Genomic DNA, 17,708 nt, shown 5'->3' on the forward strand with positions numbered 1-17,708 from the left:
CGTCAAGAATTTGACACTTTTCGGCGCTTTCCCGTCAGAATTGCACCCATAATGCCTTCCAGGCCCATGGCATATGATGTGCTTGGAAAAAGCAGACACATTTTCAAATTGGAAGGAGACCGCCATGTCCGCACGCCAAAAAGGCTTCACCCTGGTTGAGATTGCCATTGTACTCGTCATCATCGGCCTGCTTCTGGGCGGGGTGCTGAAGGGTCAGGAACTGATCAACAGCGCCAAGGTGAAAAATTTCATCAACGACTTCAAGACCGTCCCCCTCTTCATCTACGGCTACCAGGACAAGTACCGGGCGCTGCCGGGCGACGACCGGGACGTGGCCACCCACCTGGGTTCCGCCGCCACCAACGCCAGCGTCACCCTGCTCACCGTCACCTCCACCACCCAGGGTAACGGCCGCATCGAAGGCAACTACAACTCCACCACGGCCACCGACGAGAGCGTCGCCTTCTGGCAACAGGTGCGCCTGGCCAACCTGGCGGCCGGCAATGCCAACTTCACCGATCCGGCTGCCGCCATGCCCACCAACGCCGACGGCGGCCGCCTGGGCATCCAGAGCACCAGCCCCATCACCGGCATGACCGGCTCCTACTTTGTTTGTTCCGAAGGCATCCAGGGCAAGTTCGCCAAGCAGATCGACATCACCCTGGACGACGGCAACACCGCCACCGGCTCCGTGCGCGTGGCTTCCGGCACCTATGCCGGCACCGCCCTGACCGCCGTGCCCACCACCGGCACCGGCGGCATCGAGGACAACAACACCTATATCGTGTGCACCGCCTTCTAAGGCAGCTTCAGCAAGAAAAAAGGCGCCTGCGGGCGCCTTTTTTTGTCAGCCCTTGAGCAGGCGCAGTTCCGCCGCTTCCAGGCTGGCTACCGAGCCCAGCAGCACCACCACGTCCCCTTCCCGGAAACGGGTTTCCGGCAGGGGTTCCAGGGCCCGGATGTCGCGCCGGCGCACGGCGCTGATCTCGACGCCGAAATAGGCCAGATTCAGTTCCTCCAGGCTGCGTCCCACGGCATAGGCACCGGCCCCCAGGGCCACCGAATGCAGGCGGAACTGCTGGGTTTCGCTGAGGTCGCTGTCCCGGTCGGACAGACCGTGGAAGAAGCCCCGCAGCAGGCGATAACGCTGGCCCCGGATGTCCCGGATCATCTTCAGCACCCGGTTCATCGGCACCCCGAGCAGCACCAGGGCATGGGAAGCCAGCATGATGCTGGCCTCCAGGGATTCGGGTACCACTTCCGCCGCCCCCGCCCGGCTCAGGGTGTCCATGTCGGACTCATCGATGGTCCGCACCACCACCGGCAGGTCCGGCTTCAGCTCCTGCACATGGTGCAGCACTTTTTCTGCAGCAATGGTGTTGGCGAAGCTGACGATGACCACGCTGGCCCGGGACACCCCGGCCGCCACCAGGGTCTCGCGCCGGGCAGCATCGCCATAGACTACCGTCTCGCCGGCTGCCGCCGCTTCCCGCACCCGCTCCGGATCCAGGTCCAGGGCCACATAGGAAATGTTCTCCCGGGACAGGAAGCGGGCCAGGTACTGGCCGCTGCGGCCGAAGCCGCAGATGATGGCGTGCTTCTCCGTACTCATGGTCTGGGCCGCGATCTTGGTCAGCTCCATGGAACGCATCAGCCACTCGCTGGCGGCGAAGCGCAGCACCAGCTTGTCGCTGTAGAGCACGATCAGGGGCGCCAGCAGCAGGGACAGCACCAGGGCCGTCAGCACCACCTGCAGCACGGCCTCCGGCACCAGGCTGGAGGCGCTGATTTCGGTCAGCAGCACAAAGCCGAATTCACCGCCGGCGCACAGCCACAGGCCGACCCGCATGGCGTTGCCCGGCGTCGCCCCGAAGCTGCGGGAGAGGGCGGCGATCAGGCCGAACTTGCCCAGCAGCAGGATGGCCAGGGCCAGCAACACCCAGGGCAGGTAGTCGAGCACGGCCCCCACGTCCAGGAGCATGCCCACGGTGACGAAGAAGAGCCCCATCAGCACGTCGCGGAAGGGCTTGATGTCCTCCTCCACCTGGTAGCGGTACTCGGTTTCCGAAATCAGCATGCCGGCGACGAAGGCCCCCAGGGCCAGGGAGAGGCCGGCCATTTCGGTGATGTGGGCCAGCCCCAGGGTGATGAGCAGCACATTGAGCATGAACAGCTCGGCGGACTTGCCCCGGGCAACGATGTAGAACCAGCGCCGCATCAGCTTCTGCCCGAGGAACAGCACCAGGCTCAGCACCACCGCCGCCTTGCCCATGGCCCAGGCGATCTCCAGGGCCATTTCCCCCGGCGGCCGGGAAAAGGCGGGAATCAGGATCAGCAGGGGCACCACCGCCAGATCCTGGAACAGCAGCACGCCGATGACGTCGCGACCGTGGGGCGATTCCAGCTCCAGGCGTTCGGCCAGCAGCTTGGACAGCACGGCGGTGGAGGACATGGCGAAGACGCCGCCCAGGGCCACCCCGGCCTGCCAGCCCAGGCCGGTGCCGACGCTGAGGCCAACGGCGAGGACGATGGTCAGCAGCACCTGCATCAGCCCTAGGCCAAACACCACCCGTTTCATGGCGTAGAGCTTGGGCAGGGAGAATTCCAGGCCGATGGAGAACATCAGGAACACCACGCCGAATTCGGCCAGGTGCTCGGCGCCGCTCACATCCTTGATGAAGTTCAGGGCATGGGGGCCGATGAGCACGCCCACCAGGAGATAGCCCAGGATCGGCGGCAGCCCGAGGCGACGGAACAGGGTCACCACCAGGACGGCAGCGGCAAGCAGCAGCAGGACCAGTTGCAGGGAATTCATGGGCCGATAGGGGGAAGGCGGGCGGATGGGCGGAAAACCGCGCCCCGCCGGGCTTCACTGGCAGGGGTGGTATACTTCGCACAATCATAACCGCTGCCATCCCATGAACCAAACTTCCGCCCTCAACCCGGCCGCCGTGCTCGAACTGGCCCGCCAGGTCCTGCGCATCGAGGCCGATGCCGTCGCCGCCCTGAGCGAGCGGCTGGACGACGGCTTCCTGGACGCGGTCAGCCTCATCCTCAATTGCTCCGGTCGGGTCATCGTCAGCGGCATCGGCAAGTCTGGCCACGTGGGCCGCAAGATCGCCTCCACCCTGGCCAGCACCGGCACGCCGGCCTACTTCGTGCACCCGGCGGAAGCCAGCCACGGCGACCTGGGCATGATCCTGCGCCAGGACGTGCTGATCGCCCTCTCCAACTCCGGCGAAAGCGCCGAACTGCTGGCCATCGTCCCCATCATCAAGCGCCAGGGCGCCAAGCTCATCGCCATGACGGGCAATGCCCAGTCCTCCCTGGCCAAGGAGGCCGACGCCCATCTGGACGCAGCGGTGGCCCAGGAGGCCTGCCCCCTCAACCTGGCACCGACGGCCAGCACCACCGCGGCCCTGGCCCTGGGCGACGCCCTGGCGGTGGCCCTGCTCGACGCCCGCGGCTTCGGCCCGGAAGACTTCGCCCGCTCCCATCCCGGCGGTTCCCTGGGCCGGCGCCTGCTGACCCATGTACGGGATGTCATGCGCGCCGGCGCGGCAGTGCCCCAGGTCTCCCCCCAGGCCAGCCTGGCCGAAGCCGTGCTGGCCATCTCCAAGGGCGGCCTCGGCATGACTGCGGTGGTGGATGCCCAGCAGCGCATCCAGGGCATCTTCACCGATGGCGACCTGCGCCGCGCCTTCGAACGGGACGTGGACCTCAAGTCGGTGCCCGTCACTGCCGTCATGACCGCCAATCCGCGCTGTATCGGGGTGGACAAGCTGGCGGTGGAAGCCGTGGAAATGATGGAGCGGCACAAGATCAACCAGCTCCTGGTGGCCGACAGCGAAGGCCGCCTGCAGGGCGCCCTCAACATGCACGACCTGTTCCAGGCCAAGGTGATCTGATGAGCGCCGCCACCAATCTCAAGCTGATGGCCTTCGATGTGGACGGCGTCCTCACCGACGGCGGCCTCTACTACACGGAAGACGGCAAGGAACTCAAGGTCTTCAACACCCTGGACGGCCACGGCCTGAAGATGCTGCAGAAATCCGGCGTGCGCCTGGCCATCATCACCGGGCGCAAGTCCGGCTGCGTCGCCGCCCGCGCCGCCAACCTGGGCATCGACCTGCTGTTCCAGGGCGTGGAGGACAAGCGCCAGGTCATGACCGAGCTGCTGCAGCGGGAAGGCCTGACCTTCGCCGAAGCCGGCTACATGGGCGACGATGTGGTGGACCTGCCCATCATGCGCGCCTGCGCCTTCTCCGCCGCCCCGGGCAATGCCCACGACTTCGTCAAGCGCCATGCCGGCTACGTCTGCCGCCAGCAGGGCGGCCATGGCGCCGTGCGCGAAGCCTGCGAACATCTCCTGCAGGAACGGGGCCAGCTGCAGGCCCTGCTCGACGCCTACCTGCAATGAAACGTCTGGAACGCTTCGCCAGCGCCCTCTTCCCCATCGTCCTGCTGGGCAGCCTGACTGCTGCCACCTTCTGGCTGGCCAAGGCCACCCAGCTGCCGGAGCCGGATCACAGCGGCAAGTTCCGCCATGACGTGGACTACTTCATCGACGACTTCACCATGAGCCGGATCGACAAGCAGGGCCAGCTGCGCCATGTGATGACGGCCAAGCGCCTGGACCATTATCCGGACACGGACGAGTCCGATGTGGTCAAACCGGTGGCCAAGTTCATCAAGCCCGGACGCCCCGTGGTCACCATGAGCAGCGACACCGGCCACATCAACAGCGACGCCAGCGAAGTGCTGCTGAAAGACAATGTCCGCGTTGTCCGCGACCCATTCAAGGACCGGGAAGCCATGATCGCCACCGGTCCCGACCTGACCATATTCCCCGACTCTGAAACTGCGCAGACCAAGAGTCCGGTGGAAATGGTCCAGGGCAAATCCTGGCTCAAGGGGACCGGCCTGCAGGTGGATAACGCTACCATGAACTCCATTCTTGAATCCCGGGTCACCGGCCAATTCGCCAGCAAACATGAAAAGCGCTGACATGATCAATCGCCGCCTCGCCGCCCTCCTGGGCGCCCTCAGCCTTGCCGCCGCCATGCCGGCCCACGCCGAAAAGGCGGACCGGGAAAAACCGGTGAACCTGGAAGCCGACCGGGTCACGGTGGACGACGCCAAGAAGGTGCACGTCTTTGACGGCAACGTCACCCTGACCCAGGGCACCCTGGTCATCCGCGGCGACCGCATCGTCGTCACCCAGGACGATGCCGGCTTCCAGAAGGGCGTGGCCACCGGCAATCCGGCCAAGTTCAAGCAGAAGCGCGAAGGCCGGGACGACTACGTGGAAGGCATCGCCCTGCGCATCGAGCACAACGCCAAGACGGAAAAGACCGAGCTTTACGACAAGGCCTGGGTCAAGAGCGGCCAGGACGAGGTCAAGGGCCATTACATCCAGTACGACTCCCTCACCGAGCAGTACCTGGTCACCGCCTCCAAGATGCCCGGCGAGGCCAGCCCCGGCGTGCCGCCGGGCCGGGTGCGGGCCATCATCCAGCCGAAGAACAAGGACACCGAATCACAACAAGGAGCTACGGGGAGCCGGGAATCGCTCACCCTGAAGCCCGCCATTTCCCTACCATCGCGCAAGGAGTAAAGCCTCGTGACTTACGAGTACATCATCGCTGAAGCCAAGGGCCGCGTCGGCCTCATCACCCTCAACCGCCCCAAGGCCCTCAACGCCCTGTGCGATCCCCTGGTGGATGAACTGGGCGACGCCCTCACCGAATTCGAAGCCGACGAGAACATCGGCTGCATCGTCATCACCGGCTCCGACAAAGCCTTCGCCGCCGGCGCCGACATCAGCATGATGAAAGACTTCTCCTATATGGACGCCTACAAGGGCGACTACATCACCCGCAACTGGGAGAAGGTGAAGACCTGCCGCAAGCCCGTCATCGCCGCCGTTGCCGGCTACGCCCTGGGCGGCGGCTGCGAACTGGCCATGAGCTGCGACTTCATCATCGCCGCCGACAGCGCCCAGTTCGGCCAGCCCGAAGTGAAGCTGGGCATCCTGCCCGGCGCCGGCGGCACCCAGCGTCTGCCCCGTGCCGTGGGCAAGGCCAAGGCCATGGACCTGTGCCTGTCCGCCCGCATGATGGATGCCACCGAAGCCGAGCGTGCCGGCCTGGTCTCCCGCATCGTGCCCGCCGACAAGCTGCTGGAGGAAGCCCTCGGCGCCGCCGAGAAGATTGCCTCCTACTCCCTGCCGGTGGTGATGATGATCAAGGAAAACGTGAACCGGGCCTTCGAAAGCAGCCTCAATGAAGGCCTGCTCTTCGAGCGGCGCCAGTTCCATGCCGCCTTCGCCCTGGAAGACCAGAAGGAAGGCATGGCTGCCTTCGTCGAGAAGCGCAAGCCCGCCTTCAAGCATCGCTGATCCCACCTCCCGGGGCGCGCCGCCGCCCCGGAGCGCCCCCTCCGCGGCAGGCTCCCGCCCCGCCGCAAAGCCTGCATCCCCAGGCTCTCCCAACGACTGTTAAGCCACTGTTTTCAAAGCGAAGAAAATTTTTTGTGCGACGCACAAAAAATGCTTGACAGAAATCTGTCGCTCCCTATAATTGGTCCTACATGTTGCAGCGCAACAACCGGCCGCAGTCAGAAAAGCCAGTCCCGCCTTGCTCTGCGAGTGTTCCCACACTGACTTTCTAGGAGATGACCATGACCACTTTCGCTACCCCCGAGCAGTTCGCCGCCGCCAACAAGGCCACCGTTGATTCCCTGCTGGCCCTGGCCAACACCGCTTTCGCCAGCGCCGAGCGCATCGCCGCCCTGAACCTGCACACCGCCCGCGCCGTCATCGAAGACAGCGTCGCCAACACCAAGGCCCTGCTGGGTGCCAAGGATGCCCAGGAAGCCATCTCCCTGCAGGCCTCCATCGCCCAACCCAACGTCGAGAAGGCCGTGGCCTACTCCCGCAGCGTCTACGAAATCGCCGCCCAGACCCAGGAAGAACTGACCAAGGTCGTGGAAGCCCAGTTCAACGAATTCAACAAGAACGTGGCCGGCCTGCTGGACAAGGTTTCCAAGACCGCCCCCGCCGGTTCCGATGTGGCCGTGGCCGCCGTCAAATCCGCCATCGCCGCTGCCAACTCCGCCTACGACAGCATGAACAAAGCTGCCAAGCAGGTTGCCGAGATCGCTGAAGCCAACGTGGCTGCCGCCACCAACGCTACCGTGAAGGCCGTCGGCGCCACTTCCGCCGCCGCCTCCGCTGCCAAGAAAAAGACCGCCTAAGGCGAACAGCACCGAAACCCCGGCCTTGCGCCGGGGTTTTTTTTCGTTGTCGCCGGCGACATGTGATGGTCATATAGTATTTGCTATACTGGCTTCATCCGGCGCCGCTGCCGAGGCAGTGGAATTCGACCCAAGGCCGTACTAACAACAATACCGGGCCGATATTCAACCAGCAGGATTATTCCCTTATATCTCAACGCTAAGCGGAGGATTTCCCAATGACCAACCCGAATATCGAACAGCTTACCGCCGCCCAGAAAGCCAACGCTGAAGTGATGGTGGCCCTGGTGCACACCGCCTTCAACGGCGTGGAAAAAATCGCCGAGCTGAATCTGGCTGCTGCCCGTGACTTCCTCAACTCTTCCGTCAACGGCACCCAGACCCTGCTGGGCGCCAAGGACGTGCAGGAAGCCGCCAAGCTGCAGAGCACCCTGGCCCAGCCCAATCTGGAAAAGGTCACGGCCTACTACCGCAACCTGTACGAACTGATCACCGCGACCCAGAAGGAAGTGACCGACCTGATGGAACAGCACTACAACCAGCTGTCCCAGAAGGCCACCTCCGCCATCGAGAAGACCTCCGCCTCCGCTCCCGTGGGCGGCGACGTGGTGGCAGCGGCCATGAAGTCCATGCTGTCCGCCTCCACCCAGGCCTTCGACCACTTCACCAAGATGGCCAAGCAGATGGCCGACATCGCCGACGCCAACGTGGCTGTGGCTTCCAACGCCACCGCCAAGGCCGTGGGCGCTGCCAGCAAGGCGGCTGCCAAGAAGTAAGGTCTGCCGCGGGCGTTCCCCGCTTGGCGAGCACAACCCCGGCCATGGCCGGGGTTTTTTATTGCCGCAAGCGGAGCGGAAACCGGGGGCCGGAATCCCCCGCAAAGCCGCGCAACCCGCTCAGTCCGGCCTCAGTCGCGCCACACCCAGGTGATGCCGCGGCGCTCCACCTCGCCTTGGATTTCCGCCATGGCCCGCTCCACCTGTTCCGGTTGTCCTTCCACTCCCAGTTCCAGGTGGCGGCGCACACCGTCCTGGGTCAGGGACGGCAGGGAGAACAGGCGCAGTTCCGGGTACTCGGCGACGATGCGCTCCATCAGGTCCAGCAGGGCGCTTTCGTAGGCCCTGTCGCCGGTGAGGAGGAAGGCCTTCTCCACCTTGGGCGCCCGGTTGAAGAGATGGGCATAGAAGGTGTCCAGCACCCACTCCACCATGGGATGGGCCATCTGGGGAAAGCCCGGCACGAAGTAATGCTCCTTCACCATGAAGCCGGGAATGCGGTTGAAGGGATTGGGAATGATGCGGCTGCTGGCCGGGAAGGTGCCCAGCAGCAGGCGCTGGGGCGTGATGTCGTCGCCGAAGCGGACACGGATCTCCGCCTCCGCCTCCGGGCTCAGCACCAGCGCCTCCCCCAGGGCCGCGGCGGCGGCCTGGCGGGTGTGGTCGTCCGGCGTGTTGCCGATGCCGCCGAAGGAGAACACCGCCTCGCCGCTGGCGAAGCTGCGCTTCAGGGTTTCCGTCAGGCGGGCCCGGTCGTCCCCCAGGTACTGCACCCAGGACAACTGCAGACCCCGGGCGCCGAGCAGTTCGGCCACCTTGGCGAAGTGTTTGTCCTGGCGTTTGCCGGAGAGGATTTCGTCGCCGATGATGAGGGCGCCGAAGCGCGTGGCTTGGGCAGTCTGGGAAACGGAAGCAGTCATGGGTCCTCGCGTCGTTGAGGTCGTAAAGGGTGAAAATCAGCGCAGGAAGCGGTCGGTGGGCACGGGCTCTTCCACCACCACCGCATCGACGGTCACCACGGCCCCGCCGCGCAGCTGGCGCAGGCTTTCCAGGCCGAAGTGGATGTACAGCAGGGCGCCCAGGGCCGGGGTCAGCAGGCCCAGTACCGGCACATGGGCCAGCAGGGCCAGGAGAATGCCCAGGCCCAGCAGGGGCGTGGCCCGGCGCTCCCGGATCAGGCGCCACTCGTCGTCGGTGGCGTGCATGGCCAGGGCGTCGTAAGAAAAGGTCTTGCGGTTGAGCCAGGCCATCCAGAACAGGGGCAGCACCAGGCCCAGGCCGGGCACCAGCCACAGGGGCAGGGTCAGCAGCCAGCCGGCAATGAACAGCAGGGCGGCCCAGACGCTGTTCCAGGCACCGGCGAAGAAGCTGTCCTTGCCCATGGCCGCCACCTCCGGGTAATCCCGGGCGGCCACCACCTGCAGCAGGATGGGCATGATGAACACCGCCGCCAGCACCATGGCGGTTAGATAGGAGAGGGCCAGGATCACCAGCCAGCCCCCGGCGGCGGCCAGCAGCTTGGCCAGCCACACGGCGCCCCAGCCGGAGAGCCAGCTCATGGGGGGCTGCTCGAGGAACCAGGCGGAGAGCTGGTCCAGCACCAGGAAGGTCAGCGTCAGCCATACCGCCAGGGCGGCCACGGCGGGGGACAGCACCAGCCACCAGACGCGGCGGCGGGACAGGGTGCCGAGGCTGCGGACCAGGGCGAGGATCATTTCGGGCATTCGGGCATCCTATTTTTTTGCCACAGAGGGCACAGAGATCACCGAGGGGTCGCACTCCGCCTTAGCTGCCGGAGCGGTTGCAAACCGCACCTACCCTGCAAGCCAATACTGAAGCCAATCTCCAGAATGCATGACGGAAGAGTGGCGCCCCTATTACCTCCCAGGGCAGAGGCATTTTCTCTCTGTGTTCTCTGTGCCCTCTGTGGCTAATCGTCTTTCAACCGTACTGTATTCCTTCCCACAGCTTCTGCAGACGCTTCACCGACACGGGCACCGGCGTCTTCAGCTCCTGGGCGAAGAGATTGACCCGCAGTTCCTCCAGCAGCCAGCGGAACTGCTCCAGTTGGGGATCGCTGACGCCCTGTTTGGCCAACTGCAGGGCGCGGCGTTCGTACTGGGTCCACAGGGTGCTGTAGTCCGCCAGCAGTTGAACGTCCCGGGCCGGGTTGGCCTTGAGCTTGTCCAGGCGCATGGCCGCCGCCTTGAGGTAGCGGGGGAAGTGCTGCAGGCGCTCGAAGGGCGTTTCCAGCACGAAGCGTTTGTGGATGAGGCGGCCGATCTGCTTCTCGATGTCCTGCACCGCGCCGGGAAAGGCCTTGAAGGCCGGCAGCTTTTTCACCAGGGCCTGCCACTCGGTCAGCACCAGGCCCACCAGGCGGCAGATTTCCTGGGCCAGCAGGCCCAGGCGGTTCTTGCCTTCGGCGCAGCGGGCCTTGAATGATTCCGCATCCTCCGGCCACGGTTCCACCAGGCAGGCCCGCTCAAAAATGACCGACACCAACTGCTGGCGCAGGTCGTCGGAAGAGCCCAGGCTCATGAACTGCATGGCCATCTGGGTCAGGCCCGGCAGGTTCTTCTCGAAGTACTTCACCTGCTCCTTCAGCTGCAACTGGAAGAGGCGGGAGAGGCCCAGGCGGTGGGCCGCCAGGGCTTCCTCCTGGGAGTCGTACACGCGCAGGGAAACGGTCTCACCGTCTTCGGTCAGGCCCGGGTAGCCGATCACCATCTGGCCGCCCACAGCCACTTCCATCAGCTCCGGCAGCTTGCCGAAGGTCCAGTCAGTGAGGCCGGTGAATTCGCTAGGGGTCTCGTGCAGCTCCTGGAATTCCTGGCGCGCCTCCCGGCCCCATTCGCCGCGGAGCTGGGCCAGGCTGCGGCTCATGTCCAGCTGGCGGCCATGCTCATCCACCAGCTTGAAGTTCATGGAGAAGTGGGCCGGCAGTTCGCCGGGGCGGAAGGCATCGGGCGTCACCGCCCAGCCCCGGGCATTGAGGCCCCGGGATTCGAAGATGAAGTCGATGAGGGGGGCGATGATGCCCGGCGCCATGCGCTTCTCGTCGTTGCCCACCCAGGCGATGAACTCCTCAGCGAACTCGGGCACCGGCACCAGCTTGGCGCGGATGCGCTGGGGCAGGGTCTTCACCAGCTGCACCACCTTCTCTTTCAAGAGGCCGGGCACCAGCCACTCGCAGCGGTTGGCGGGCACCTGATTGAGCTGGGCCAGGGGCAGCACCAGGGTGACGCCGTCCCGGGGGCTGCCGGGCTCGAAGTGGTAGGTGAGGGCGTAGTCCACGCCGGAAAGGCGCATCTGGGGAGGGAAGGCGTCGGTGGTGACCCCGGCCGCCTCGTGGCGCATCAGGTCTTCCTTCTGCAGGAAGAGCAGTTTCTGGTTCTCCCGCTCCGCCTCCTTGCGCCACTTGTCGAAGTCGGCGCCGTTGTAGATGCCCGAGGGAATCAGGTGGTCGTAGAAGGCGAAGATCAGTTCGTCATCCACCAGCACGTCCTGGCGGCGCTGCTTGTGCTCCAGGTTCTCGATGTCGCGGATGGCCTTCTGGTTGTGCTGATAGAAGGGCCAGCGGCGCACGAAGTCCTCGTTGATCTCGCCGCCCACCAGGCCCTGGCGGATGAAGAGCAGGCGCGCCTCTTCCGGGTTCATGGGGCCGAAGTTCACCCGCTTCTTCGGATTGACGACGATGCCGTGCAGGGTGGAACGCTCATAGGCCACGGCCTGCATGGCCTTCTTCTCCCAGTGGGGATCGAAGTAGCTCTTGCGGATCAGGTGGGCGCCCACCTCCTCCAGCCATTCCGGCTCGATGCGGGCAAGGCAGCGGGCGTAGAGCTTGGTGGTTTCCGTTAGCTCGGCGCAGACCACCCACTTGCCCGCCTTCTTCTGCAGGGGCGAGCCCGGGTGGATTAGGAAGCGGATGCCCCGGGCCCCGAGATAATGACTGCTGTCGTCGGACTTGCAGCCGATGTTGCCCAGGAGGCCCGTCAGCAGGGCCTTGTGGATGGGCTCGTAGGTGGCGGGAATCTCGTTCTCGCGCCAGCCCAGCTCGGTGACCATGGCGTGGATCTGGTTGTACACCTCCCGCCATTCGCGCATGCGCAGATAGGAGAGGAAGCGCTCCTTGCAGGCCTCGGCCAGCTTGCGCCCGGAGAGGTGTCGGCCCTGTTCCTCGAACCAGTTCCACAGCTTCAACCAGGAGAGGAATTCGGACTTCTCGTCGGCGAACTGGCGGTGCTTTTCATCCGCCGCCTGCAGCCGCTCCTGGGGCCGCTCCTTGGGGTCCTGCACCGAGAGGGCGGCGGCGATGACCAGCACTTCCTTGAGGCAGCCCCGATCCCGGGCGGCCACGATCATGCGGGCGATGCGCGGGTCCAGGGGCAGCTTGGCCAGGCCCCGGCCCACGTCGGTGAGGCGGTTGTCCTCGTCCAGCCCGCCCAGTTCCTGCAGCAGGGAATAGCCGTCGTTGATGGCCTTGGGCGGCGGCGCCTCGATGAAGGGGAAGCTCTCCACGTCGGTGAGCTTGAGGGCCTTCATGCGCAGGATCACCCCGGCCAGGGAGGAACGCAGGATTTCCGGATCGGTGAATTCGCCCCGGGCGTTGAAGTCGGCCTCGTCGTAGAGGCGGATGCAGACCCCCGCCGCCACCCGGCCGCAACGGCCCGCCCGCTGCCGCGCCGCGGCCTGGGAGACCCGCTCCACCTGGAGCATTTCCACCTTGTTGCGGTAGGAGTAGCGCTTCACCCGGGCCAGGCCCGTATCCACCACGTAGCGGATGCCCGGCACGGTGAGGGAGGTTTCCGCCACGTTGGTGGCCAGCACCACCCGGCGGCCGCCACCGGTCTTGAAGACCCGGTCCTGCTCCGCCGCCGAGAGGCGGGAAAAGAGGGGCAGAATTTCCGGCTGGGGGCCGGGGAAGTGGTGCTTGCGCAGGGCTTCCGCCGCCTCCCGGATTTCCCGCTCGCCGGGGAGGAACACCAGTACGTCTCCCGGGCCTTCCCGGCCCAGTTCGTGGACCGCGTCCACGATGGCGTCGTAGAGGTCCCGCTCCTCCTGGTCTTCCTCCAGGGGCGTCACCGGGCGGTAGCGCACCTCCACCGGGTAGAGCCGGCCGGAGACTTCGATCACCGGCGCCGGCTTGCCGTGCTGGGCGAAGTGGTTGGCGAAGCGTTCCGCGTCGATGGTGGCGGAGGTGATGATGACCTTGAGGTCCTTGCGCTTGGCCAGCAGTTGCTTCAGGTAGCCCAGCAGGAAGTCGATGTTGAGGCTGCGCTCGTGGGCCTCGTCGATGATGATGGTGTCGTAGGCGTTGAGATAGGGATCGGTCTGGGTCTCCGCCAGCAGAATGCCGTCGGTCATCAGCTTCAAATAGGACTGGGGCCCGCTACGATCCTGGAAGCGGATTTTTACCCCCACGCCGGCGCCGATCTGGGTATGCAGCTCCTGGGCCACCCGGGCTGCCACGGAGCGGGCCGCCAGGCGCCGGGGCTGGGTATGGCCGATCAGTCCCGCCGCCCCCCGGCCCAGTTCCAGGCAGATCTTGGGCAGCTGGGTGGTCTTGCCGGAGCCGGTCTCGCCACAGACGATGACCACCTGGTTGTTCTCGATGAGGGCCTTGATCTCCTCCCGCCGCCCGTTGACCGGCAGGTCCTCCGGATATTCCGGCTTGGGCAGGCGCCCTGCCCGCTCGGCACAGGCGGCGCGGGAGCGGGCCAGCAGGGCCTCGTAGTCGGCCTTGGCCTTCTCGGCATGGGGACCGGGCTGGCCGGCGCTGCGGGAAAGGGCGCGCAGACGGGGACGATCCTGGGTCAGGCAGTCGGCGAAAGCAGGCGGGGCGGAACGGGGAAGGGACACAATCGGCGGGCGGATAAATTTCAAGGCGGTATTTTGGCACAAGGGCCCCACAAGGGCCTGTTTCCCTCGGCAAAGTCTCGCGGAATTCCACACTTGATTTGCCCCGGCAAAAGTGGAATCTTGTCGGCAGCAACAAAGCTGCATGCCAATAACAACCCGCCGGCCACGCTCGGCGGAATCACCACCGGGGAAAAACATGTTCAAGACCATGAGTCTCAAGGGGCGGCGACCGTCTCCCTGCTTGTCACGCTGATCGGCCTCATCGTTCTCGGCACCTTCCAGGCCCTGCACCTCAAACAGCAGTTGCTGGCCGACCGCAAGGCCACCCTGGAAACGGCCATCGACATTGCCATGACTGCCATCGTGGATATCCAGGCCCAGGAAGCCAAGGGAGCCATGGGCCGGGAAGAGGCCCAGACCCTGGCCAAGGCGGTGATCCGCAGCATGCGCTACCAGGGCAAGGAATATTTCTACATCTACGACAGCAAGGGCATGGGGGTGATGCACCCGGTCCGTCCCGAATATGAAGGCAAGAGCCACTGGGACCGGCAGGACAAGTCCGGCGCCTACACGGTGCGCAACCTGATCAAGGTGGCCATGGACAAGAGCGGCTACACCGAAACCATGACCGCCAAGCCGGGCAGCGAGGTGCAGGTGCCCAAGCTGCAGTACCTGCAGCATTTCCCCGCCTGGGACTGGGTGGTGGGGACCGGCCTCTACATCGACGACCTGGACACCCTCTTCTACCAGCAGCTGCGCCTGGTAGCCCTGATCATCGTGCTGGTGGTGCTGGCCGTGGGCGCCCTCTCCTGGGCCCTGGCCCGGGCCACCCTGGGTCAGATCGGCGGCGAGCCGGCCGAGGCGGTCACCGCCATCCGGGCCGTGGCCGGCGGCGACCTCACCGTTTCCCTCGGCAACGCCCGGGACGACAGCATGCTGGGCGAACTGAACCGCCTGGTGCAGGTGCTGCGCCAGATGATCGGCGAAATCGCCCAGGGCGCCGGCCAGGTGGCCAGTTCCGCCCAGGAGATCAACAGCACCGCCACCCGGGTGGCGGACTCGGCGGCAACCGAGACGGAAGCGACCCAGAACATGGCCGCCGCCATGGAGGAACTGACGGTTTCCATCACCCACGTATCCGACAACGCCCGGGACACGGAACAGCACGCCAGCAACGCGGCTGAACTGGCAGGCGTCGGCGAGAAGAGCGTGGACACCACCGCCGCCAATATCGCCACCATGGCGGACACCATGGGCAAGGCGGCGGAACAGGTGCGGGCCCTCACCGACAACGCCCAGGAAGTGGCCCGGGTGGCCCAGGTGATCAAGGAGATCGCCGGCCAGACCAACCTGCTGGCCCTCAACGCCGCCATCGAGGCGGCCCGGGCCGGCGAACAGGGCCGTGGCTTCGCCGTGGTGGCCGACGAGGTGCGGGTGCTGGCGGAGCGGACGGAAAAGGCCACGGTGGAAATCTCCTCCATCGTCAGCCGCATCCAGGACGAAACCCTGACCGCTGCCCAGGTCATGGACGCGGCCCTGCCGGAAGCGGAAAAGGCCAAGGAAGCCGCCGCCGAAACCTCGGAGCTGCTGCACCGCATCGCCGCCGGTTCCGAATCCGCCCGCTCCCTGGTGCGGGAAGTGGCCGACTCCACCCGGGAACAGAGCGAGGCCAGCACCGCCCTGGCCCAGCAGGTGGAGCGCATCGCCCACCAGGTGGAAGAAACCAGCGAGAGCATGCAGCACACCGCCGCCGCCAGCGCCCTGGAAGCGACGGCCCAGGCCCTCAATCAGGCCACGGCCCGCTTCCGCATCTAACCCGCCATTTCAGGCCGCCACCCGGGGCAGCCCGCCGCCCGGCCAGGGCAGGGGCTGCCACAGGCGCGCCTCGAACATGGCGATGAGGCGCTGCACCGCGGGCCATTCACCGCTGGCGCCGGTCAGCGCCACCCACTCCACCTCCGGCAGGGGCGGCAGCCCCTCGGTGTGACGTTGCAGGCCGTCGCCGAGCAGGCTCAGGGGCAGGGGCGGCGTGCTGTGGATCACCCGCCACCGGCTGACGGTGGAACAGCTGGAGCCCCTGTATCTAGCGGCCATCGGCGCCGGCACGCTGGCCCTGGCCCTGGGCACGGTATTGAGCAAGAAGGTGGCGGCGGGGCAGGACCTGATCGCGGCCGTCACCCTGCAGTTCATGGCCAGCGGCCTGGTGCTGCTGCCCCTGGCCTGGGGCCTGGAAGGTTTCCGCCTGGAGGCCCACCCGGCCCTGTGGGGCAGTCTGGCCTACAGCGTCGCCGTCTCCCTGGCCAGCACCCTGCTCATGCTGTGGCTGCTGCGCCACGGCCAGGCCAGTTCGGCCAGCAGCTTCCACTTCCTCAATCCCTTCTTCGGCACCCTGTTCGCCGTCACCCTGCTGGGAGAAACCATGTACGCCGACGACCTGCTGGGGGTGCTGCCCATTGCACTGGGCATTGCCCTGGTGGCGTGGAAGCGCTGACATCGGCTCGGAAGGACCCGGCCCTCCGCCCCCGGCTTGCCATATCGGGAGCCGGGCATTAAATTCCAAAAACATACCCACAAGGGATAAAAAAGCCTCTCCGGCACCCTCATCCCTTCGCTCTCATGGAACACTGGACCTATGACCCCCATCGATTTCAAGGAACTCACCCCCCTCAGCCAAGCCGGGATTGTCTGGGGCTTTTTCTGGCGCTGCATCGCCACCGCCCTGGGCTCCGCCCTGTGCGGCGCACTCCTCGGTGGTATCGTCGGCTTCGTCCTTGGCATTAGCGGCATCGCTCGCTCCGCCATTCCAATGATAGGCGGCCTGCTGGGCCTGCTGACGGGCCTGTTCTTTTTCTACCTTTATGTCCGCTGGTTGCTGGCCAGCCGCCTGGGAGCCTTCCGCTTGGTACTGGTCCTCGCCGACTAGCCCTGCCCCTTCTGAGACCAGGGGCCCGTTCCTGCGATAACGCCGCTCCCATGAGCCGACTTCCCCCCTTGTCTCACCAACACCATCTCCAACGCCTGCGCGGACACCTGGAGCGGGACAGCTTTCCCCGCCTGCAGATGATGCTGCTGGTACTGCTCACCGCCGGTTCTGGGCTGCTGGCATCCTTTGCATTGCTCCACGCCGGCCTGACCCACATGGGTTGGCGCTACGGAGCGGCCTTTCTCCTCGCCTACGGGGTGTTCCTCGGTCTGCTCTGGCTGTGGCTGCGCACCCGGGCGGAGGACTACACCGACATTCCTGACCTGATGGACTTGGGCAACCTGGTGCCGTCGGGACCATCGGCCGACAGCTGTTCGCCCACGGCTGAAGATCTGGGGGGAAATTTCGGGGGCGGTGGCGCCAGCAGTCATTTCGATGCCCCGCCAGTAGCCGGAGTCCCGAGCGAACCGGCAGTAGCCGCCGAAACCCTACCGGACGGCAGCAAAGCCATCGGCCAAGCCTTGGGCGCTGCAGCGGAGGGAGAGGAGCTGGCCATTCCCCTGATTGTCCTGGTGCTGGCTGCGGCCTTGTTACTGTCGTCCGCCTTCATTGTGTATTCGGCGCCGAGCCTGTTTGCTGAACTACTGCTGGACGGCACTCTGGCAGCCACCCTGTACCGGCGCCTGCACCGGCTGGAAAGGCGTCACTGGCTACAAACCGCCCTGCACCAGACCTTCTTGCCCTTCCTCCTGACCGGCCTGCTGGTGACCGGTTGCGGCGCTACCCTGCATCACTTTTCCCCAGGAGCCCACACCCTGGGCGAAGCCTGGCAACAGGCAAGAATGTCCCTGAACGCCGCCACTGGCCCGACCGACAAGGTGCGCTAAGCG

General features: G+C 65.7%; 17 protein-coding genes. 12 read left to right on the forward strand and 5 right to left on the reverse strand.

The window, feature by feature from the left end; all coding sequences use genetic code 11:
* Nucleotides 1–124 precede the first annotated feature (124 nt).
* Complete coding sequence (locus ACLSSQ_RS15060; protein WP_014236480.1) at nt 125–802, forward strand: prepilin-type N-terminal cleavage/methylation domain-containing protein; 678 nt, start codon at nt 125–127, stop codon at nt 800–802.
* A 45-nt stretch (nt 803–847) separates the two neighbouring features.
* On the opposite strand, the gene ACLSSQ_RS15065 is transcribed toward ACLSSQ_RS15060, so the two are convergent.
* Nucleotides 848–2,815, reverse strand: coding sequence for a monovalent cation:proton antiporter family protein (locus ACLSSQ_RS15065; RefSeq protein ID WP_014236479.1), 1,968 nt, complete (start codon nt 2,813–2,815; stop codon nt 848–850).
* Between the two features lie 103 nt (nt 2,816–2,918).
* On the opposite strand from ACLSSQ_RS15065, the gene ACLSSQ_RS15070 reads away from it, so the two are divergent.
* From ACLSSQ_RS15070 to ACLSSQ_RS15100, 7 genes are all read left to right on the forward strand, one after another.
* Nucleotides 2,919–3,908, forward strand: coding sequence for a KpsF/GutQ family sugar-phosphate isomerase (locus tag ACLSSQ_RS15070; protein WP_014236478.1), 990 nt, complete (start codon nt 2,919–2,921; stop codon nt 3,906–3,908).
* Nucleotides 3,908–4,420, forward strand: a complete 513-nt coding sequence (locus tag ACLSSQ_RS15075) for a KdsC family phosphatase (RefSeq protein ID WP_416243143.1) — start codon at nt 3,908–3,910, stop codon at nt 4,418–4,420. The genes ACLSSQ_RS15070 and ACLSSQ_RS15075 overlap by 1 nt, the downstream gene beginning before the upstream one ends.
* On the forward strand, nt 4,417–5,007 hold the full coding sequence (gene lptC / locus ACLSSQ_RS15080; RefSeq protein ID WP_152090536.1) for an LPS export ABC transporter periplasmic protein LptC: 591 nt from the start codon (nt 4,417–4,419) through the stop codon (nt 5,005–5,007). Before ACLSSQ_RS15075 ends, lptC begins: the two co-directional genes overlap by 4 nt.
* A 1-nt stretch (nt 5,008) precedes the next feature.
* Nucleotides 5,009–5,617, forward strand: a complete 609-nt coding sequence (gene lptA, locus ACLSSQ_RS15085) for a lipopolysaccharide transport periplasmic protein LptA (protein WP_152090535.1) — start codon at nt 5,009–5,011, stop codon at nt 5,615–5,617.
* Nucleotides 5,618–5,623: 6 nt separating this feature from the next.
* Nucleotides 5,624–6,400: an enoyl-CoA hydratase gene (locus ACLSSQ_RS15090; protein WP_014236474.1), complete on the forward strand. Its 777-nt coding sequence runs from the start codon at nt 5,624–5,626 to the stop codon at nt 6,398–6,400.
* Nucleotides 6,401–6,681: 281 nt separating this feature from the next.
* Complete coding sequence (locus tag ACLSSQ_RS15095; protein WP_014236473.1) at nt 6,682–7,257, forward strand: phasin family protein; 576 nt, start codon at nt 6,682–6,684, stop codon at nt 7,255–7,257.
* Between the two features lie 218 nt (nt 7,258–7,475).
* Entirely contained in the window at nt 7,476–8,033 is a 558-nt protein-coding gene (locus tag ACLSSQ_RS15100; RefSeq protein ID WP_014236472.1) for a phasin family protein, read from the forward strand.
* Nucleotides 8,034–8,164: 131 nt separating this feature from the next.
* Here the strand turns inward: ACLSSQ_RS15100 and ACLSSQ_RS15105 are convergent, their stop codons facing one another.
* The 3 genes from ACLSSQ_RS15105 to hrpA form a co-directional block, all read right to left on the reverse strand.
* Nucleotides 8,165–8,953, reverse strand: coding sequence for a competence/damage-inducible protein A (locus ACLSSQ_RS15105; RefSeq protein WP_416243144.1), 789 nt, complete (start codon nt 8,951–8,953; stop codon nt 8,165–8,167).
* A gap of 36 nt (nt 8,954–8,989) precedes the next feature.
* The gene (locus ACLSSQ_RS15110) at nt 8,990–9,757 is read right to left on the reverse strand and encodes an EI24 domain-containing protein (RefSeq protein ID WP_416243145.1); all 768 of its coding nucleotides are present in this window, start codon (nt 9,755–9,757) and stop codon (nt 8,990–8,992) included.
* A gap of 217 nt (nt 9,758–9,974) precedes the next feature.
* On the reverse strand, nt 9,975–13,910 hold the full coding sequence (gene hrpA / locus ACLSSQ_RS15115; protein ID WP_416244297.1) for an ATP-dependent RNA helicase HrpA: 3,936 nt from the start codon (nt 13,908–13,910) through the stop codon (nt 9,975–9,977).
* A 105-nt stretch (nt 13,911–14,015) separates the two neighbouring features.
* Here hrpA and ACLSSQ_RS15120 point away from each other — a divergent pair, with 105 nt between their 5' ends.
* Nucleotides 14,016–15,710: a methyl-accepting chemotaxis protein gene (locus ACLSSQ_RS15120; protein WP_416243146.1), complete on the forward strand. Its 1,695-nt coding sequence runs from the start codon at nt 14,016–14,018 to the stop codon at nt 15,708–15,710.
* Between the two features lie 9 nt (nt 15,711–15,719).
* Here ACLSSQ_RS15120 and ACLSSQ_RS15125 read toward each other — a convergent pair whose 3' ends face one another.
* Nucleotides 15,720–15,938, reverse strand: a complete 219-nt coding sequence (locus ACLSSQ_RS15125; RefSeq protein ID WP_416243147.1) for a hypothetical protein — start codon at nt 15,936–15,938, stop codon at nt 15,720–15,722.
* Between ACLSSQ_RS15125 and ACLSSQ_RS15130 the strand changes: the two genes are divergently transcribed.
* The 3 genes from ACLSSQ_RS15130 to ACLSSQ_RS15140 all read left to right on the forward strand — a co-directional run bounded on the left by ACLSSQ_RS15130 (nt 15,925) and on the right by ACLSSQ_RS15140 (nt 17,705).
* A complete protein-coding gene (locus ACLSSQ_RS15130; RefSeq protein ID WP_416243148.1) occupies nt 15,925–16,386 on the forward strand; it encodes a DMT family transporter in 462 nt (153 codons plus the stop codon). The two genes, ACLSSQ_RS15125 and ACLSSQ_RS15130, sit on opposite strands and share 14 nt — an antisense overlap.
* A 141-nt stretch (nt 16,387–16,527) precedes the next feature.
* Nucleotides 16,528–16,818, forward strand: coding sequence for a hypothetical protein (locus ACLSSQ_RS15135; RefSeq protein WP_416243149.1), 291 nt, complete (start codon nt 16,528–16,530; stop codon nt 16,816–16,818).
* 68 nt (nt 16,819–16,886) lie between these two features.
* A complete protein-coding gene (locus tag ACLSSQ_RS15140; RefSeq protein WP_416243150.1) occupies nt 16,887–17,705 on the forward strand; it encodes a hypothetical protein in 819 nt (272 codons plus the stop codon).
* The last annotated feature ends 3 nt before the right edge of the window (nt 17,706–17,708 follow it).

Origin of the sequence: Azospira sp. APE16, from assembly GCF_047901315.1 — a bacterium.
Lineage (GTDB): Bacteria > Pseudomonadota > Gammaproteobacteria > Burkholderiales > Rhodocyclaceae > Azospira > Azospira oryzae.